The organism is Allobosea sp. GW821-FHT03A12 (assembly GCF_058986765.1).
Map to the genome: position 1 here is coordinate 35,232 of NZ_JBYSVZ010000012.1, position 16,319 is coordinate 51,550.

Below are 16,319 nucleotides of genomic sequence, written 5' to 3' on the forward strand. Positions count from 1 at the left end.
GGCCTGAGCCGGGAACCCAGAACCGATGCGTCTGATCGGAAGGCTCGGTTGGGGGCGAGCTTATTACGGAAAGGGCATCGGCTCTGGGTTCCGGGCTCGCTGCTGCGCAGCGCCCCGGAAAGACGAGGTGGCGCCAAGCGAAACTGTCACAGCCGGCGCGAGCGGGCATGGCGCGGCAGCGCCGGCTGCGGGGCGCTCGGCGGCTTGAGCTCGCTGCGGAAATCGTCGCGGCGCTGGTGCACCGAGGCGATGACGAGGCCCATCGGTACGCCGAGGCCGACCAGCGCCGCTTCCGACAATTGCAGGCTGGCCTCGATCGTTTCCGGCACTGCGTCGTTGACGCCGAGCTCGTAGAGATGCCGCGCATGCTTGGCGTCGCGGGCGCGGGCGACGATGATGAGGTCCTGCCGCACGCCGCGTGCTGCCGCGACGATCTCGTCGACGGCGCGGGGATTGTCGATGGTGACGATCAGCGCGGTCGCCTCCTCGAGGCCGCAGAGTCGCAGGAAATCGGGCCTCGTGGCGTTGCCATAGAAGGCTGGCCTGCCGGCCCGGCGCTGCGTCGAGACCAGGGCGGCGTCGGCGTCGACGGTGATATAAGGCACCTTGTGCTGCGAGAGCATCTCGCCGACCAGGCGGCCGACGCGGCCGAGGCCGACGACGATGGCGCGCGGAGCATGGTCGTCCGGCGGCAGGATGCTCGCTTCGTCGGGAAGCTTCACCGCCGGGGCGAGGCGGGCCGAGAGCGTCCGGGCCATGCGGGCGGCGAGCGGCAGGAAGATCATGGTCAGGGAGACGCCGGCGAGCACCAGCGAGGCGGCCGTCTGGTCGACCAGCTTGGCGGCGACCGAAGCCGTCAGCAGCACGAAGGCGAACTCACCGCCGGGGCCGACCATAATCGCGGTTTCCAATGCAGTCGGCACGGAGAGCTTGAAGTAGCGGGCGAACATGAAGGTGATCGCGACTTTGGCGAGGAAGAGGCCGATGGCGATGCTGAAGATCGCGACCGGCTGCGCTGCCAGCGCCGCCGGGTTCACGCTCATGCCGACGGTGAGGAAGAAGACGCCGATCAGCAGCGACTTGAACGGCTCGATCGTCACCTCGATGGCGCGGCGATATTCGGTCTCCGCCAGCAGCAAGCCGGCGATGAAAGCGCCGAGGCCCATGGAAAGCCCCGCCGCCGCGGCGATCAGCCCGGTGCCGAGCGCGACAAGCAGGGTCGCGGCCATGAAACTCTCGGAGGAATCGGTCGAGGCGACCAGGCGGAAGAGCGGGCGCATGGCGAGACGGCCGATGACGGTGATCGCCGCGATCGCCGCGACTGCCTGCAGCAGCGCCTGCGTCAGGCCGAGCAGCAGCGAGCCGTGCTCCTGCGCGCCGAGCACGCTGACCAGGAAGAGCAGCGGGATCACCGCGAGGTCCTGGCAGAGCAGGATGGCGAAGCTGGCGCGCCCGGCCGAGGAGGTGATGCGGCGATGGGCCGAGAGCAGCTCGACCACCATGGCGGTCGAGGAGAGGGCGAGCGCGGTGCCGATCAGCAGCGCAGCTGCCGGCGCCTGGCCATAGGCGAAGGCGACCGCACCGATCGCCGCGGCTGAGAACGCGACCTGGCCGAGACCGAGCCCGAAGACCAGCCGGCGCATGGTCATCAGGCGCTCATAGGACAGCTCCAACCCGATGACGAAGAGCAGGAAGGCGACGCCGAGCTCGGCCGGGCCTGCGAGCGCATCGGCATTCGAGACGGTGACGGCGCTGAGATAGGGAACCTTGGCGACGAGGCCGCCGAGGCCGTAGGGGCCGAGCACGGCACCGCAGGCCATGAAGGCGACGACCGAATTGACCCGGAACCGCTTGGCGAAAGGCACGATCACGCCGGCCGTGGCGAGCACGACCACGGCGTCACGATAGGCGGAAGGATCGATCGTCCCGGCCACGTCACCCTCGAAGAATCAAGCGAAGTTGCTGATCTCAAAGCTTTGCTTGGCAAAGCCTTGCGACACAAACCAAAACTCGCGCCGGGCTGACGAAAACTTGCCCCGCTGCCGGCCGACCTCTAAGCACATGCCATTCGCGGCGGCAGCATGGCCGCGGAGCAGCCATATGAAGGGCCTCGCATGCGCTTTACCGGCACTGCCTCCTACGTCGCCACCGAGGACCTGACCGTCGCGGTCAATGCCGCGATCCGGCTGGAGCGGCCGCTCCTCGTCAAGGGCGAGCCCGGCACCGGCAAGACCGTTCTGGCCGAGGAGATCGCCGCTGCGCTCGGCGCGCCGCTGCTGACCTGGCACGTCAAGTCGACGACCAAGGCGCAGCAGGGGCTCTACGAATACGATGCCGTCAGCCGCCTGCGCGACAGCCAGCTCGGCGAGTCCAGAGTCTCCGACATCGCCAACTACATCAAGCGCGGCAAGCTCTGGGAGGCCTTCGTCTCGCCGGTGCGCCCGGTGCTGCTGATCGACGAGATCGACAAGGCCGATATCGAGTTCCCGAACGACCTGCTGCTCGAGCTCGACCGCATGGAGTTCCATGTCTACGAGACCGGCGAGACGATCAAGGCGGCGCAGCGGCCGGTGATGATCATCACCTCGAACAACGAGAAGGAGTTGCCGGACGCCTTCCTGCGCCGCTGCTTCTTCCATTACATCCGCTTCCCCGATGCCGAGACGATGCAGAGAATCGTCGAGGTGCATTTCCCCGGCATCAAGAAGCGCTTGATGGAGGAGGCGCTGCGCCTGTTCTTCGAGGTGCGCGAGGTGCCCGGCATCAAGAAGAAGCCCTCGACCTCCGAACTGCTCGACTGGCTGAAGCTGCTCGTCGCCGACGATATCGGCCCGGAAGTGCTGCGCGAGCGCGATCCCCGCAAGCTGATCCCGCCGCTGCATGGCGCGCTGCTCAAGAACGAGCAGGATGTCTCGCTGTTCGAGAAGCTCGCCTTCATGGCGCGGCGGGAGAACCGCTGAGCTTCGCTTCAGGCACCGCGTCGCAAGGCGGGATCGCGGTGGCCAGATCGACCTTAGGATCGACCTGGCGGACAGCTTCCTTGAGGTCGAAGTCGCGCATCAGCAGGACGTAATCCTGCGTTTCCGACGTCTTGAGATAGCCGCTCATCGCGATCGGCTTGCCTGAGAGCTCGCCCTGCCGGCAGGCCTTGTCGGCGCCCAGCGCCAGGCTGCCGCGATTGCCGCTGTTCTGCGGCCCGGCGAACATCTCCTCGCGGAAGGCGCCGAGGCGCGCGGCGTCTGCCCGGCTCAGCCTGAACAGGGTGAAGCGCCGCCCCGGCGAGGCCATGGCCGGCAGCTTCGCCAGCTCGGCGGCATCGCGCACCTCTTCCAGCACCACCTTGCGTTCATGGCGGCCGCCATCCTTGGGCAAGGCGACCAGCGTCATGCTGACACCGCCGGGCAGCGTGCGGATATCGGCCGGCAGGCTGATGCCGGCGCGCAGCTCGGCGAGGTCGGTCGTCCGGATATCGACCTTGGACAGCTTCGGCAGCGAGGCCAGCGGGACGTGACCGCAGCCAGCGAGCAGGCTGCAAAGCAGCAATGAGATGGGCGTGGCAATGCGCATCGAGATGTCCTGGTGAATGGCTTTGACATTCAGAAATTCATCTATTAGTTTAATTTTGTCAACCGAGGGAATGATTATGCCGATGTCCTCCTCTCCTGTCGTGACCGCGTTTTCGGAGGAGGCGACCAGCCGCCTGCGCCGCGTCAGCCGATGGGCCCGCGCCTTCAGCTATGCCGCGGGACTGCTCATGCTCTTCGGCCTCGTCTGGCTATGGACCGATGCGGACGCGCTTGCCCGTCATGCCCAGAGCACGATCGGACTTGGGAATGCTCCTCTCGCCCTGTCGACCAGGGGCTACTGGGCGGCATTCGCGCTGGGCTGGATCCCGGCCGGGCTCTTCGTGCTGGCCATGCTGCGGCTGGGGCGTCTGTTCAGCGCCTTCGGCGAGGGCAGGGTTCTGGTCGAGGAGAACGCAGTCGGATTGCTGCGCGTCGGCTGGCTTCTGGCCGGGTTCGGCGCGACGACGCCGATCATGCGCACGGCGCAGAGCATTGCGCTGACTTTCGATAATCCCGAGGGTCAAAGACACATCGCAGTCATGCTCGACCCTGGCACATTCGCTGCGCTCGCAGCCGGAGCGACGCTGATCGCCTTCGGCCTCGTCCTGCGGGAGACGGTCCGGCTCGCGGACGAGAATCAGGGGTTTGTATAGGCGCCAGCCGGTCATCGCGATCGGCTTGCCTGGAGAGTTCGCCGCGACGACCACTGTCCTGCGGCGCGGCAAAGCGAGGCGCGTGACGTTTCCAATTTCATCAACCTTGGAGCTCATTGCCATGAGTGCGATCGCGGCCGACACGCCCCAGACGCGCCTTCGCCGCCGGATCGGCTGGCTCTGCCATCTCACGCGCTGGGCCGCCTTGGCCTATGCCGCCTGGATCCTGGTCGTCGTCCTGCAGGTCTGGGGTGAGGAGGGGCGTGCCGTGGGCGTCTATGGCGCCTGGCTGAAAGCGGACCTTGCCGGCATGCGGAACTGGCAGCGCCTCGCCGGGCTGGGGCTCAGCCTCGTCATCTGGTCGCTGACGGCGATCACCTGCTACAGCGTCTGGCGGCTGTTCACCGGCTATCTCGCAGGCAGCATCTTCACACGCGAGGCGGCGCTCTGGCTGCGCCGGATCGCCCTGTTCGGTCTTTGCGCGCAGGGGGCCGATATCCTCGTGCGGCCGTTGCTGTCGATGATCGTCTCCGCGCATCTTCCGGCCGGGCATCGTCTGGTCGGCATCGCCCTCAATCCGCAGGATCTGTTAACCCTGCTGTTTCTGCTCGGCTTTCTGGCGCTGGGGCACGTCTTCACGGCAGCCACGGAAATCGCCGACGAAAACGCCCAGTTCGTATAAGGCAGCGCGATGCCGATCATCGTCGAACTCGATGTCATGCTGGCGCGTCGCAAGATGCGCTCGAAGGAACTGGCCCAGCGCATCGGGCTGACCGAGCAGCAGGTCTCGCAGCTGAAATCCGGCAAGGTCCGCGGCATGCGCTTCGACACGCTGACGCGGATCTGCGCCGTCCTCGATTGCCAGCCGGGGGATTTGCTGCGCTACGAGCCCGGCCCCGATGATCTTGCCCCCGGCTCCGAGGGCGATGATGCGTAGCGCTTGTCAGCCGAGCCCGAGCAGCGGGCGCGCCTGCAGCGCCGCGACGAGCGCCGTCGCGGTGATCGCGGCATAGACGGCGGAGACGGTCCCGAGCGCGACGAGCCCGGCCTTGCTCTGTCGTGTCGCCAGCCAGAGAGCCACGCCGATCGCCGGGATGATCTGCAAGGCGTGCAGGCCGAGGAAATGTGCGATGCGCAGATCGCCGATCGTCAGCGACCAACCGAAGAAGGGGAGGGTCCGGTGCGCGTCGGGCACGACGCCGACATAGTGCCCGCTGGCGCTGGAGCTGAGGATCGCGCCGCTGGCGAGACCAAAGATGCAGGTGAGGGCGAGGCCGGTGACCAGAGACCAGCGCACGACCTGCGGCATCGGGGCAACATCGCGACGCGCGAGGCCGTAGGCGAGGAAGCCGGGCGCCACGGTGAACATCACCGCACCGACGCCCATCAGGCTGTAGAGCGCAATGCCGACCCAGTTGTCGCTGTTGTAGTGCGAGGCTTCCACCCGCGAGGCGCGCCAGGCGATGTAGAGCACTTCCAGCACGATCGGCACGATCACCGGCCAGACCATGTAGCGCCCGAGCCAGGAGGCGCGGAAACGCTCGCTCGCGAGCGGCAGGAACAGCGCCAGGGTGAACAGGTAGACGGCGACCGAGAGCTCGAATTTCAGCGGCTTGATCCAGGTGTCGACGCCGTGGAACTGCCTGGTGTCGATCAGCCAGGCGAACACGGTCGGCACTGCCAGAGCGAGCATGGCGAAGGCCGCCGCGGTGAGGCGCGGCTCCAGCTCGAGATCGGGCAGCCAGGCGGGGAGCCGGGCCTGCAGACGCGCGATGCGATCCTCGCGCGCCAGGCGGAAGCAGGCTTCCAGCAAGAGATAGGTCAGGAAGCCGAACGGACCGAACAGGAAGACCATCGGCAGCACCGGCAGCATCAGCCAATGCGGGATGCCTTCCGCTTGCGAGCGTCGCAGGATCCAGTTGCCGAGGAAAAGGTCGAAGGCGAGGTAGTGCACCCAGCCGGCGAGCAGGAGCGGCTTCGAGGCGAACAGGGCGGCGACCGAATCGAGCGAGGCGAAGCCGCCCTTGGCGTCGCGCCAATGGACGGCGATCAGCACGGCATAGCCGAGCGAGAGCAGGGCCGGGATGATCCAGCCGGCAAGCGCTGCCGAGATGCCGCGCCAGCGCGGCAGCAGGATCAAGGCGGCCCAGCCGATCATGGCGAGCTGGCCGGCCCGGGCGAAGGCGTCATCCAAGCTGAGAGGCATCACGCACTCCAATCTTGACGCTGTTCAGTTGCGAGCCTGTCCTATTGCGTTATCTTAACGGCGTCAAGTTTGATGGCGGGGTGCGGGCAGGGCGTGCGATGGATACCAAGGTCGGCAAGCGCGGCGGCTATCATCATGGTGATTTGCGCCAGGCGATGATCGACGCGGCCGAGGCCGTGCTGGCGGAGAAGGGCGTCGGCGGCTTCACCCTACGCGAATGCGCCCGCCGGGCCGGGGTCTCTCCGGCGGCGCCGGCGCATCATTTCGGCAATCTCGTCGGCCTCCTGACCGCGATCGCCACGCTCGGCTTCGACGATCTCTCCGAGAGCATGGAGGCCGCCGTCGCGAAGGCCAAGGCGAGCGGCGGTGATCGGCTCGCCGCGATTTGCGAGGCCTATCTTGCGGTTGCGTTGAGCCGGCCTGGCCGTTTCCGCGTCGTCTTCGGGCGGCTCGGCCTGAAGAATGGCGACGAGGATCTGCGCCGTGCCGGTATCCGCGCCTTCGGTATCCTGGTTCGCGAGACCAAGCTGGCCCTTGGGCGCGAAGTCGACGCGGATGTGCTGACGCGGCTGCCGTCGAGCTATGGTGGCGATGCCGATCTCGCCGAGATCCTGTTCGTCTGGTCGATCACCCACGGCTTCTCGACCATGCTGATCGATGGCCAGCTCGCGCCGCTGGAGATGCAGCCGGGCGGGCGCGAGCGGCTGATCGGGCTGTATTCGGGCCGTCTCATGGAGATGCTGCTCGCCGCCATGCGGGCTTCCGCGCCCAAGCCACTCGCAAATCCCGCCAGCCATGGTTAGATGGCGGCCATGCGCCGCCTCATGCTTCTGCGCCACGCCAAATCGGCCTGGCCCGCCAACACCGCCGATCGCGACCGGCCGCTCGCCACGCGCGGGCGCGAAGCCGCCCCGGTCATGGGCCGCTATCTCGCCGAGGAGCTGCTGCTGCCGGACCTCGTCCTGATCTCGCCGGCCAAGCGCACGGTCGAGACCTGGGAGCTGGTCAAGCCGATGCTGCCGGAGAAGCCGCCGACGCAATTCGAGCCGCGCATCTACGAGGCCAGCCGGGAACGCCTGCTCAAGGTGGTGCAGGAGACGGACCCGGGCGTTCGCACGCTCCTGATGATCGGCCACAATCCCGGCTTCGAGGAGCTTGCCGCCAAGCTCGCCGGCCATGGCGATCGCTATGCGGCGGCAAGGATGGCGCAGAAATACCCGACCTGCGGCCTCGCCGTGATCGATTTTTCGATCGAGGACTGGCGCGATCTCGCGGCGCCGGGCGGCCGGCTCGACCGCTTCGTCACCCCGGCCTCGCTCGGCGAGGGGCCGGACGAATGATGCGGATCGCCTGATGGCGTCCGGATCCTATCTCGACGAGGCGCGCAATGCCGCGCTCGCCTTCGGCGACAGCCTGCTCGGGCTGGCGCGGCCGCGCCTGCGCATCGGCGTCACCGGCCTGTCGCGCTCAGGAAAAACCGTCTTCACCACAGCGCTGATCCAGAACCTGGTCGAAGGCGCCAGGCTACCGGTGCTGAAGGCTTCGGCCGAGGGGCGGATCGCGCGGGTCCGGCTCGTGCCGCAGCCGGATCCCGAGATTCCGCGCTTTCCCTATGAGGCGCATCGCGCTGCGCTCTCCGGTCCGGACCGGCGCTGGCCGGAGTCGACCCGCCGCATCTCGGAGCTTCGGATCGAGATCGACTACGAGCGCGCCGAGGGCTGGTTCAAGGGGCCCGCGACGCTGACGCTCGACATCGTCGATTATCCCGGCGAGTGGCTGCTCGACCTAGCCTTGATCGGGCAGGATTATGCGACCTGGTCGGCGCAGGCCGTCGCCGATGCGCGCAAGGCACATCGGCTCGCCCTCGCTTCGCCCTGGCTCGACGACCTCAAACAGCGCGATCCGGCAGGACCGGCGGACGAGCTGGTGGCCGAGGCGGCCAGCGACGTGTTCAAGGCCTATCTCGCCGCCCTGCGCGCCGATCCGGAGGCAGTGGCGGTGACGCCGCCGGGGCGCTTCCTGATGCCCGGCGATCTCGAGGGCTCGCCGGCCCTGACCTTCGCACCGCTCGACCTGGCGCCGGGCGCGCAGCCGCAGGCGGGCACGCTCGCCGGGCTGATGGCCGAGCGTTTCGAAGCCTATAAGCGCGTCGTGGTCGGTCCCTTTTTCCGCGAGCATTTCGCCCGGCTGGATCGGCAGATCGTGCTGGTCGATGCGCTGGCGGCGCTCGATGCTGGGCCGGCGGCGCTCGCCGATCTCGAAACCGCGCTCGGCCAGGCACTCTCGGCCTTCGCCGTCGGGCGCAACAGCCTGCTGTCGAGCCTGTTCGCGCCGCGGATCGAGAAGGTGCTGTTCGCCGCGACCAAGGCCGATCATCTCCACCACACCAGTCATGATCGGCTCGCCGGGGTGATGTCGCATCTCGTCGCCAGGGCTGCGGCACGGGCGCAAGGAGCGGGGGCCAAGGTCGAGGCGATGGCCTTCGCCGCGATCCGCGCCACGCGCGAAGTCCGTATCCGCGAGGGGCGCGAGGAGCTGCCCGCCATCGCTGGCGTGCCCGAGGTGGGCGAGGTCGTCGATGGTGAGGTCTTCGACGGGCAGACGGAGGCGGCGATCTTCCCGGGCGACCTGCCGGAGCGGCCAGAGGCGATCTTCGACCCCGACGCGCCGCGTTGGCATGTCCGAGCGCCGCGCTTCCGGCCGCCTCTGGTCAAGCCGGATGCAGGCGGGCGTCTCGCACCGCCGCCGCAGATCCGCCTCGACCGGGCGTTGGAGTTCCTGATCGGCGACAGGCTGGCGTGAAGGAGGGCTGAGCATGAGCAAGGCGCCGCGCGCCATCCGCCTCGATCCACAGGATGGCTCTTCCGACGACACCGTCTTCGGCGGCCGCGGCGATGTCGCCGTCGTGCCTGAGGTCGAGCCGATCGAACCCGACGCCGTTGCGACACCACAGCCGAGCCGTCGCCGCTTCAGCTGGGGCAGCCTGTTCGTTGCGGCACTGTCCGGCCTGCTGGCGCTCTCCGTCACGGTTTGGGCCGAGCAGACGATCCGCTGGCTGCTCGCCCTCAATCCGGCCGTCGGCATTGCGGCGCTGGTCTGCGCCGGCGTCGCCGCACTGGCGCTTCTCGTCATGCTGCTGCGGGTGCTGCGCGACATCCTGCGCGAGCGGCGGGTCGAGGCCCTGCGCGAGCGCGCCGTCGCAGCGCTCGCCGAGAGCGATCTGGCCAAGGCGCGCAGCATCGCTGGCGATCTCGACAAGCTCTATGCCGGCCGGCCCGAGACCGCGAAGGGCAGGGCGGAACTCACCGCCCACACGCCTCAACTGCTTGCCGCGCGCGACCTGCTCACCGTCGCCGAGCGCAGCCTGCTCGCGCCGCTCGATGCGCTCGCGCAAGCGCAGGTGGCGCAGGCGGCAAGGCGGGTCTCGCTGGTCACCGCGGTGAGCCCGCGGGCGCTGGTCGACGTCGTCTTCGTGCTCGTCGCCTGCGCAAGGCTGCTGCGGGCGATCGCGACGATCTATGCCGGGCGTCCGGGAGCGCTCGGCCTGTTCAGGCTGGCGCGGCAGGTGCTCGGCCATCTCGTCGTCACCGGCGGCATGGCGGCTGGCGATGCGGTGATCCAGCAGGTGCTCGGCCAGGGACTGGCGGCAAGGCTGTCGGCCAAGCTCGGCGAGGGCGTACTCAACGGCTTGCTCACCGCCCGGATCGGGCTCGCCGCCATCGCTGTCTGCCGGCCGCTGCCCTTCGTCGAGGAGACGCCGCCCGGCCTGTCCGATGTCGCGGGCGATCTTTCCGGCTGGGGCGGCAAGGGCGAGTGAACCTCCTTCGTCATTCCGGAGCGGCGCGCAGCGTCGAGCCCGGAATCCATATCCGCAAGCACTGCCGGAATGAGCGCCGCTGTGTGAGCCTTTCTCGAAGGGCGTGGTGTTCATGGGTTCCGGGCTCAGCCCCGCGGGCTGCCCCGGAAAGACGGTGGCGCCCGGCAGAATTTGCCGGTGCTGGACGAAACTGCCCGGTCGGAATCGTCGAGAAACCTTTCGAAAACCATCCAAGCCCTTGAAATATCTCAGGCACGGCGCTGGCACACGCCGTGCAAAACCAGCCTCGGTTCGACATGCCGCCCATGGGGGGCGCTGTCCAGGTCTGACGACCAGGTGAGGTTGCGATGGGTGTTTTCAGTGCTCTGACGACGGCCGTGACGGGCATGCAGGCCCAGTCCTATGCCCTCGAGAATATCTCCGGCAACATCGCGAACTCGCGCACCGCCGGCTTCAAGCGGGTCGATACCAGCTTCTCCGACCTCGTGCCGGATTCAGCGCTGAACCGCCAGATCGCCGGCTCCGTCGCCTCCTATAGTCGGGCTACCAATACGATCCAGGGCGACCTCAACGCCACCCGCATCGACACCAATGCGGCGATCAACGGCGACGGTTTCTTCGTGGTCGACCAGCGCCAGAGCGGCGTCGGCGCCTCGACGCAGTTCGCCAACGCCAATCTCTACACCCGCCGCGGCGATTTCGACTTCGACGCCGACGGCTACCTCGTCAACGGCGCCGGCTACTATCTGAAGGGCCAGAAGATCGATCCCGTCACCGGCCAGGTGATCGGCAGCCAGCCCGACGTGCTGCGCATCACCAAGGACCAGTTCCCGGCCAAGGCGACGACCCAGATCGAATACAGCGCCAACATCCCGGCCTATCCGAAGACCAATGCGGCCAACACCTCGACGCTGGGCTCCGAACTGCTCAATGCCGGCACGGGCTTCGGCACGAACCCGGGCACGACCGCATCGGGCGGCAGCGGTACCGTGGTCGGCAGCGACCTGACCACCTTCCTCAACCGCTCGATCCCCGGCGGCCAGGTCACGGTCTACGATTCGCTCGGCAAGGCGACGAGCGTCGAACTGCGCTGGGCCAAGGTCTCGAACGCGGCGGCGGGTCCGCCGGCTGTCGCCGACACCTGGAACCTGTTCATCGCGGAGAACACCGGAGCGACCGGCGCGACCGTTGCCTATCGCAACGTCAACACCGACATCACGTTCGACAGCACCGGCAAGATGACGAACCCCGCGAGCGGCAACATCACCATCCCGCCCATGACGATCGGCGGCACCGCCATTTCGCCTGCCAGCGCTCCCATCAGCATCGTCACCAATGGCACCAGCCTGACGCAAAACGGCGACACCAGCGGCCAGATCGACGCCCGCAGCATCCGCCAGAACGGCTACACCGCCGGCACGCTCGACCGGGTCTCGATCTCGAACGAGGGCCAGGTGATCGGCACCTTCAGCAACGGCCAGGTCGTGGCGCTGGCGCAGATCGCGGTCGCGCGCTTCAACGCCGGCAACGCGCTGAAGCGCCTCGACGGCGGCGCCTTCGAGGAGACGATCGAGTCGGGCGCGCCGATCGTCGGCCTCGGCACCTCGGCGCTGATCGGTGGCAATGTCGAGCAGTCCAACACCGACATCGCCGACGAGTTCTCGAAGATGATCGTCACCCAGCAGGCCTATTCGGCCAACACCAAGGTGATCTCGACCGCGCAGGAGATGCTGCGCGACGTCTTCAACATCATCCGCTGAACGGCTGAGCGCAGCCCGGCCTGACGGCCCAGAAGGGCCGGGCCGAAACCGACCGGACCAGTACGACAGGAGTTGACGATGGGTCTCAGCACTTCGCTCGGCACCGCCATTTCCGGGCTGAACAGCGCCCAGATCGGCATCGGCGTCGTCTCGCAGAACGTCGCCAATGCCGGCACGCCCGGCTATGTCCGGCGCAATGTCTCGAGCGTCGATTCGATCAGCGGCGGTACCGTCGGGGTCAGCAATCCCAACGTCCAGCGGCTGCTCGACCGCATCGTCCAGCACCAGCTGCTGCAGGAGAGCTCGGGCGCGGCCTATACCTCGACCCGCGCCCAGGTCTTCGCCAATCTCGACCAGCTCTACGGCGCCCCCGGCAGCAAGACGGCGCTGGACTCGATGTACAGCACCTTCACCAGCTCGCTGCAGGCGCTGCAGAACGATCCGTCCTCCTACACCAACCGCACGGCGGTGCTCGACGCGGCGAGCCAGCTCGCCAACCGGCTGCGCGGCCTGTCGGACGGCGTCCAGCAGCAGCGCGCCAACGCCGAGTCCGGTATCGGCTCGGCGGTCGGCCGCGTAAACGAGCTGCTCGACCAGCTGACCAACGTCAATGCGCGCATCGTCAACGCCCAGCAGACCTCCGCCACCGCGGATCTGCGCGACCAGCGCGACCGGATCGTCTCCGAGCTGTCGCAATATGTCGAGATCCGCACCGACGAGCGGCCGAACGGCTCGCTCAGCATCAGCACCGCCTCCGGCACGCAGCTCTTCGACGGCCGCCCGACGGTCAAGTTCGAGTTCGATGCGCGCGCCAATATCGGCCCGCAGTCGCAATGGAGCAGCGATCCGACCAAGCGGACCGTCGGCACGATCATCGCCCGGGACCTCTCGGGCAACAGCTTCGACGCGATCGCCAACAACACCTTCCGCTCCGGCGAGATCGGCGCGCTGGTCGAGTTGCGCGACAAGACGCTGGTGCAGGCGCAGGCGCAGCTCGACGAGATCGCCGCCCAGCTCTCCAGCGCGCTCTCCGACCGCGAGGTCGCCGGCACCGCTGTCACGGCCGGCGGCTTCAACGGCTTCGACGTCGATCTCAGCGGGCTGGCGGCCGGCAATTCGGTAACGCTCGACTACAAGATCCCACCCAGTGGACAGACGCAGCGCTTCACCTTCGTGCGCGTCGATTCGGCGGCGTCGCTGCCCCTGCCGGCCTCGGCCCAGGGCGACGCCAACAACCGCGTCATCGGCATCGACTTCTCCGGCGGCCCGGCCTCGGTCGCGACGCAGATCCAGGCGGCCGTCGGCGCCGGCTTCACCGTGTCCAATACCGGTTCGACGCTGCGCGTCGTCGGCAGCGCGACGCGCGATGTCGCCGGCCTGACCGCGCGTCCGACCCAGACCTCGCTGACCGGCGGCACGGCCGAGATGCCGTTCTTCGTCGATGCCGGGCGCAACAACACCGCCTATACCGGCTCCTATGACGGCGGGGCGCAATCGGTCGGCTTCGCCTCGCGCATCGCCGTCAATCCGGACCTGGTCGCCGACCGTTCGCGGCTCGTCATCTACAACACCAGCCCGGCGACGCCGCAGGGCGATGCGACGCGGCCGAAGTTCCTCTATGACCGGCTGACCTCGAGCCAGCGCAGCTTCACCAACGCGACCGGCTTCGACGGCTCGGCCGCAACCTCGACCGGCACGGTCTCCAGCCTGGTCCAGCGCGTCGTCGCCGGCCAGGGCCAGGCGAGCGAGCAGGCCAAGCGCCTCGACGAAGGCCAGCAGGTCGCCTTCGCCTCGGTCCAGAGCCGCTTCACCGAAGACACCAAGGTCAATGTCGACCAGGAAATGTCGACGCTGATCGAACTCCAGAGCGCCTACGCCGCCAACGCACGCGTCATCTCCACCGTCAAGGAGTTGCTCGACGTGCTGATGAGACTGTGAGGAGATAGTCGATGACCATCACCCCGACCGGTACCGGCGCCTATCGCCTCGCCAATCCCAACCAGTTCGTCTCGATGCGCGGACAGCTCGACGATCTGCAGCGGCAGCTCGCGACGCAGAAGAAGTCGGAAACCTTTGCCGGCCTCGGCATGGATCGCGGCACCAGCCTCGATCTCAACAACAAGCTCTCGACGCTGGACGGCTATCTGACCAACATCCAGCGCTCCGACGTCAATCTCAAGCTGATGACTAAGGCGGTCGAGAACTTCACCAAGCTTGCGGGCGAGACGCGGGCCGATGCGCGGCCGGACAGCTATGTCGAGACCTCGACCGGCCGCACCTCGCCGCAGGTCCTGGCCGAGGAGAAGTTCAAGCAGACGCTTGACCTGCTGAACTCGCAGGTCAACGGGCGCTATCTGTTCTCGGGCCGCACCTCCGATGTCGAGCCGGTGGTGGACTATTCGCTGATCATGGACGGCGATGCCACTCATGCCGGCTTGAAGCAGATGATCTCCGAGCGCAAGCAGGCCGATATCGGCGCCGGCGGCATGGGCCGGCTCGTCACCGGCGGCGCCGGCACGACCGCGACGATTGCCGAGGAGGCGGCCGGGCTGCCCTATGGCTTCAAGCTGACCGGCGCCTCCAGCAGCACGGCTGCGATGACCACGGCCTACAACGCCGGGCCGCCGGCTGACATCGCCGTCAATGTCGCGACGCAGCCCCAGCCGGGGGATACGCTGAAGTTCGCGCTGAAGCTGCCCGACGGGACCACGGAGGAAATCACCCTGACGGCGCGCGCGGCGGGCACGACGGGGGATCCGGCCGACGGCTTCGTCATCGGTGTGGACGCCAATGCCACGGCCGCGAACCTGCGGAGCGCGATCGGCGCGGCGCTGTCGCGCGAGGCGAAGACCTCGCTGTCGGCGTCGTCGGCCCAGGTCGCGGCCAAGGATTTCTTCGCCGGCAGCCCAAGCAATCCGCCGCTGCGCGTGCCCGGCCCGCCTTTCGATACCGCGACGGCCGCGCCTGCGCCGGGCACCTCAGCCAACACCGTGATCTGGTATCAGGGCGACGATGCTCCCGGCTCGGCCAGGGCGACGGCGAATGTCCAGGTCGACCAGGGCCAGCAAGTGGCGGCCGGCGCCCGTGCCAATGAGGAGGCCTTCCGCACCGGCCTGGCGCAGTTCGCGATCATGGCGGCGGAGACCTTCCCGGCGAGCGATCCGAATTCGAAGCTGGCCTACGGTGCGATGACCGAGCGCGTGCGCAGCACCATCGGCTTCCCGACCGGGACGCAGAACCCATCGGAGATCATCGTCGAGCTCGGCTCCGCCCAGACCGCGATGGCGCAGGCCAAGGAACGGCATACCGCGACCAAGGACTATCTGAGCACGACGCTGTCGGGGGTCGAGGACATCACCAAAGAGGAGGTGGCGATGCAGATCCTGGCGCTGCAGACCACCTTGCAGGCGAGCTACCAGACCACCTCGATGCTGTCGCAGCTGCGCCTGACGAACTATCTCTGAGATCGCTGCTTTAGCGGCCACAAAAGGAAACGGCCCGGAGCGATCCGGGCCGTTTCGTTATGTCCGAAGTGCTGTGTGGGGCGCGATCAGCGCCCGCGCAGGCCGGCGGCGATGTCGCGGTTGATGTTGACGAGGATGCCGATCGCGGCCGGCTCCGGCGCCGCGGCGATCTGGAAGGTCCGGTTGAAGATGAAATTGGCCAGGCCGAGGATGTTGCGCTTGATCTCGACCGGCAGCGGATTGTCCTCGGCGATCACCGCCGAGACCAGCAGGGTCCAGAGCTTGCGATTATAGGTGAGGGCGGCGTCGATCTCGCCTGAGCGGTTGGCCCAGTCGTCGACGATCACCTGGAGGCGGGCACCCGCCTTGAGCAACAGGCCAGCTTCGAGTTCGCGCGGTGACTGGACGTTCTGTGCCGTCTTCGACGCCGCGGCGTAGGCATTAAACCCGCTTTGCATGCTCGAGCAGTTCCGCCTCGTAAGAGATCAGCTTCTTGGCAGCCTTGAGAGCTTTGTAGAGCTCACCGCTTAAGATGCAGTTATTGATTTCGGACATATGCGGCAGAGCGCTCGGAGCCGCCTGCATGAAATCGCGCACGAGCTGGAAGTAGACTTCGTGCTCCGCCGTCGGGTCGCCGGCGAGATACATCAGCTGGATGGCGAGGTAGATCTTCTTGGCCGGCGTGTCGGCGCTGGCCGCGGTGAGGATGTCCTTCTCGCGCAGGATCGGCGCCTCGCCCTCGATGAAGAAGCGCGTGCGCTGCTCGTCGTTGCGGATGACGACCGAGCCGATGATGATGCGCTCGTTCGGCTTGAGCTCGACCTTGAGGGCCATGTCTGTCCCGCCTTCTGGC

16 protein-coding genes are annotated in these 16,319 nt (G+C 67.6%); 11 read left to right on the forward strand and 5 right to left on the reverse strand.

Going from position 1 to position 16,319, the window contains the following annotated elements; genetic code table 11:
• Positions 1-146: 146 nt before the first annotated feature.
• Positions 147-1,934, reverse strand: coding sequence for a cation:proton antiporter domain-containing protein (locus AC3WLC_RS30675; RefSeq protein WP_493687688.1), 1,788 nt, complete (start codon positions 1,932-1,934; stop codon positions 147-149).
• 180 nt (positions 1,935-2,114) lie between these two features.
• Between AC3WLC_RS30675 and AC3WLC_RS30680 the strand changes: the two genes are divergently transcribed.
• A complete protein-coding gene (locus tag AC3WLC_RS30680; RefSeq protein ID WP_493687689.1) occupies positions 2,115-2,960 on the forward strand; it encodes an AAA family ATPase in 846 nt (281 codons plus the stop codon).
• Here AC3WLC_RS30680 and AC3WLC_RS30685 read toward each other — a convergent pair.
• Complete coding sequence (locus tag AC3WLC_RS30685; RefSeq protein WP_493687690.1) at positions 2,935-3,567, reverse strand: hypothetical protein; 633 nt, start codon at positions 3,565-3,567, stop codon at positions 2,935-2,937. The two genes, AC3WLC_RS30680 and AC3WLC_RS30685, sit on opposite strands and share 26 nt — an antisense overlap.
• Positions 3,568-3,583: 16 nt before the next feature.
• Here AC3WLC_RS30685 and AC3WLC_RS30690 point away from each other — a divergent pair, with 16 nt between their 5' ends.
• Genes AC3WLC_RS30690 through AC3WLC_RS30700 form a run of 3 tightly spaced genes read left to right on the forward strand, consistent with a single transcriptional unit; the run spans position 3,584 to position 5,156 of the window.
• The gene (locus tag AC3WLC_RS30690; protein ID WP_493687691.1) at positions 3,584-4,219 is read left to right on the forward strand and encodes a DUF2975 domain-containing protein; all 636 of its coding nucleotides are present in this window, start codon (positions 3,584-3,586) and stop codon (positions 4,217-4,219) included.
• A gap of 25 nt (positions 4,220-4,244) precedes the next feature.
• On the forward strand, positions 4,245-4,901 hold the full coding sequence (locus tag AC3WLC_RS30695; RefSeq protein WP_493687692.1) for a DUF2975 domain-containing protein: 657 nt from the start codon (positions 4,245-4,247) through the stop codon (positions 4,899-4,901).
• 9 nt (positions 4,902-4,910) lie between these two features.
• On the forward strand, positions 4,911-5,156 hold the full coding sequence (locus AC3WLC_RS30700; RefSeq protein ID WP_493687693.1) for a helix-turn-helix domain-containing protein: 246 nt from the start codon (positions 4,911-4,913) through the stop codon (positions 5,154-5,156).
• Positions 5,157-5,162: 6 nt separating this feature from the next.
• On the opposite strand, the gene AC3WLC_RS30705 is transcribed toward AC3WLC_RS30700, so the two are convergent.
• Positions 5,163-6,425: an ABA4-like family protein gene (locus AC3WLC_RS30705; protein ID WP_493687694.1), complete on the reverse strand. Its 1,263-nt coding sequence runs from the start codon at positions 6,423-6,425 to the stop codon at positions 5,163-5,165.
• A gap of 98 nt (positions 6,426-6,523) precedes the next feature.
• Between AC3WLC_RS30705 and AC3WLC_RS30710 the strand changes: the two genes are divergently transcribed.
• The 7 genes from AC3WLC_RS30710 to AC3WLC_RS30740 all read left to right on the forward strand — a co-directional run bounded on the left by AC3WLC_RS30710 (position 6,524) and on the right by AC3WLC_RS30740 (position 15,466).
• A complete protein-coding gene (locus tag AC3WLC_RS30710; RefSeq protein ID WP_493687695.1) occupies positions 6,524-7,228 on the forward strand; it encodes a TetR/AcrR family transcriptional regulator in 705 nt (234 codons plus the stop codon).
• Between the two features lie 9 nt (positions 7,229-7,237).
• On the forward strand, positions 7,238-7,765 hold the full coding sequence (locus tag AC3WLC_RS30715; protein WP_493687696.1) for a SixA phosphatase family protein: 528 nt from the start codon (positions 7,238-7,240) through the stop codon (positions 7,763-7,765).
• A gap of 13 nt (positions 7,766-7,778) precedes the next feature.
• A complete protein-coding gene (locus AC3WLC_RS30720; RefSeq protein WP_493687697.1) occupies positions 7,779-9,227 on the forward strand; it encodes a YcjX family GTP-binding protein in 1,449 nt (482 codons plus the stop codon).
• A 13-nt stretch (positions 9,228-9,240) separates the two neighbouring features.
• Positions 9,241-10,242, forward strand: a complete 1,002-nt coding sequence (locus AC3WLC_RS30725; protein WP_493687698.1) for a YcjF family protein — start codon at positions 9,241-9,243, stop codon at positions 10,240-10,242.
• A 347-nt stretch (positions 10,243-10,589) separates the two neighbouring features.
• Positions 10,590-12,002 carry a flagellar hook protein FlgE gene (locus AC3WLC_RS30730; RefSeq protein WP_493687699.1) on the forward strand — a complete coding sequence of 471 codons (1,413 nt, stop codon included), beginning with the start codon at positions 10,590-10,592 and terminating at the stop codon, positions 12,000-12,002.
• A gap of 78 nt (positions 12,003-12,080) precedes the next feature.
• The gene (flgK, locus tag AC3WLC_RS30735) at positions 12,081-13,940 is read left to right on the forward strand and encodes a flagellar hook-associated protein FlgK (protein WP_493687700.1); all 1,860 of its coding nucleotides are present in this window, start codon (positions 12,081-12,083) and stop codon (positions 13,938-13,940) included.
• A gap of 11 nt (positions 13,941-13,951) precedes the next feature.
• Entirely contained in the window at positions 13,952-15,466 is a 1,515-nt protein-coding gene (locus AC3WLC_RS30740; RefSeq protein WP_493687701.1) for a flagellar biosynthesis protein FlgL, read from the forward strand.
• 86 nt (positions 15,467-15,552) lie between these two features.
• Here AC3WLC_RS30740 and flaF read toward each other — a convergent pair whose 3' ends face one another.
• Positions 15,553-15,924, reverse strand: coding sequence for a flagellar biosynthesis regulator FlaF (gene flaF, locus AC3WLC_RS30745; RefSeq protein ID WP_346361701.1), 372 nt, complete (start codon positions 15,922-15,924; stop codon positions 15,553-15,555).
• A complete protein-coding gene (flbT, locus tag AC3WLC_RS30750; protein WP_152012853.1) occupies positions 15,908-16,300 on the reverse strand; it encodes a flagellar biosynthesis repressor FlbT in 393 nt (130 codons plus the stop codon). Before flbT ends, flaF begins: the two co-directional genes overlap by 17 nt.
• Positions 16,301-16,319 lie beyond the last annotated feature (19 nt).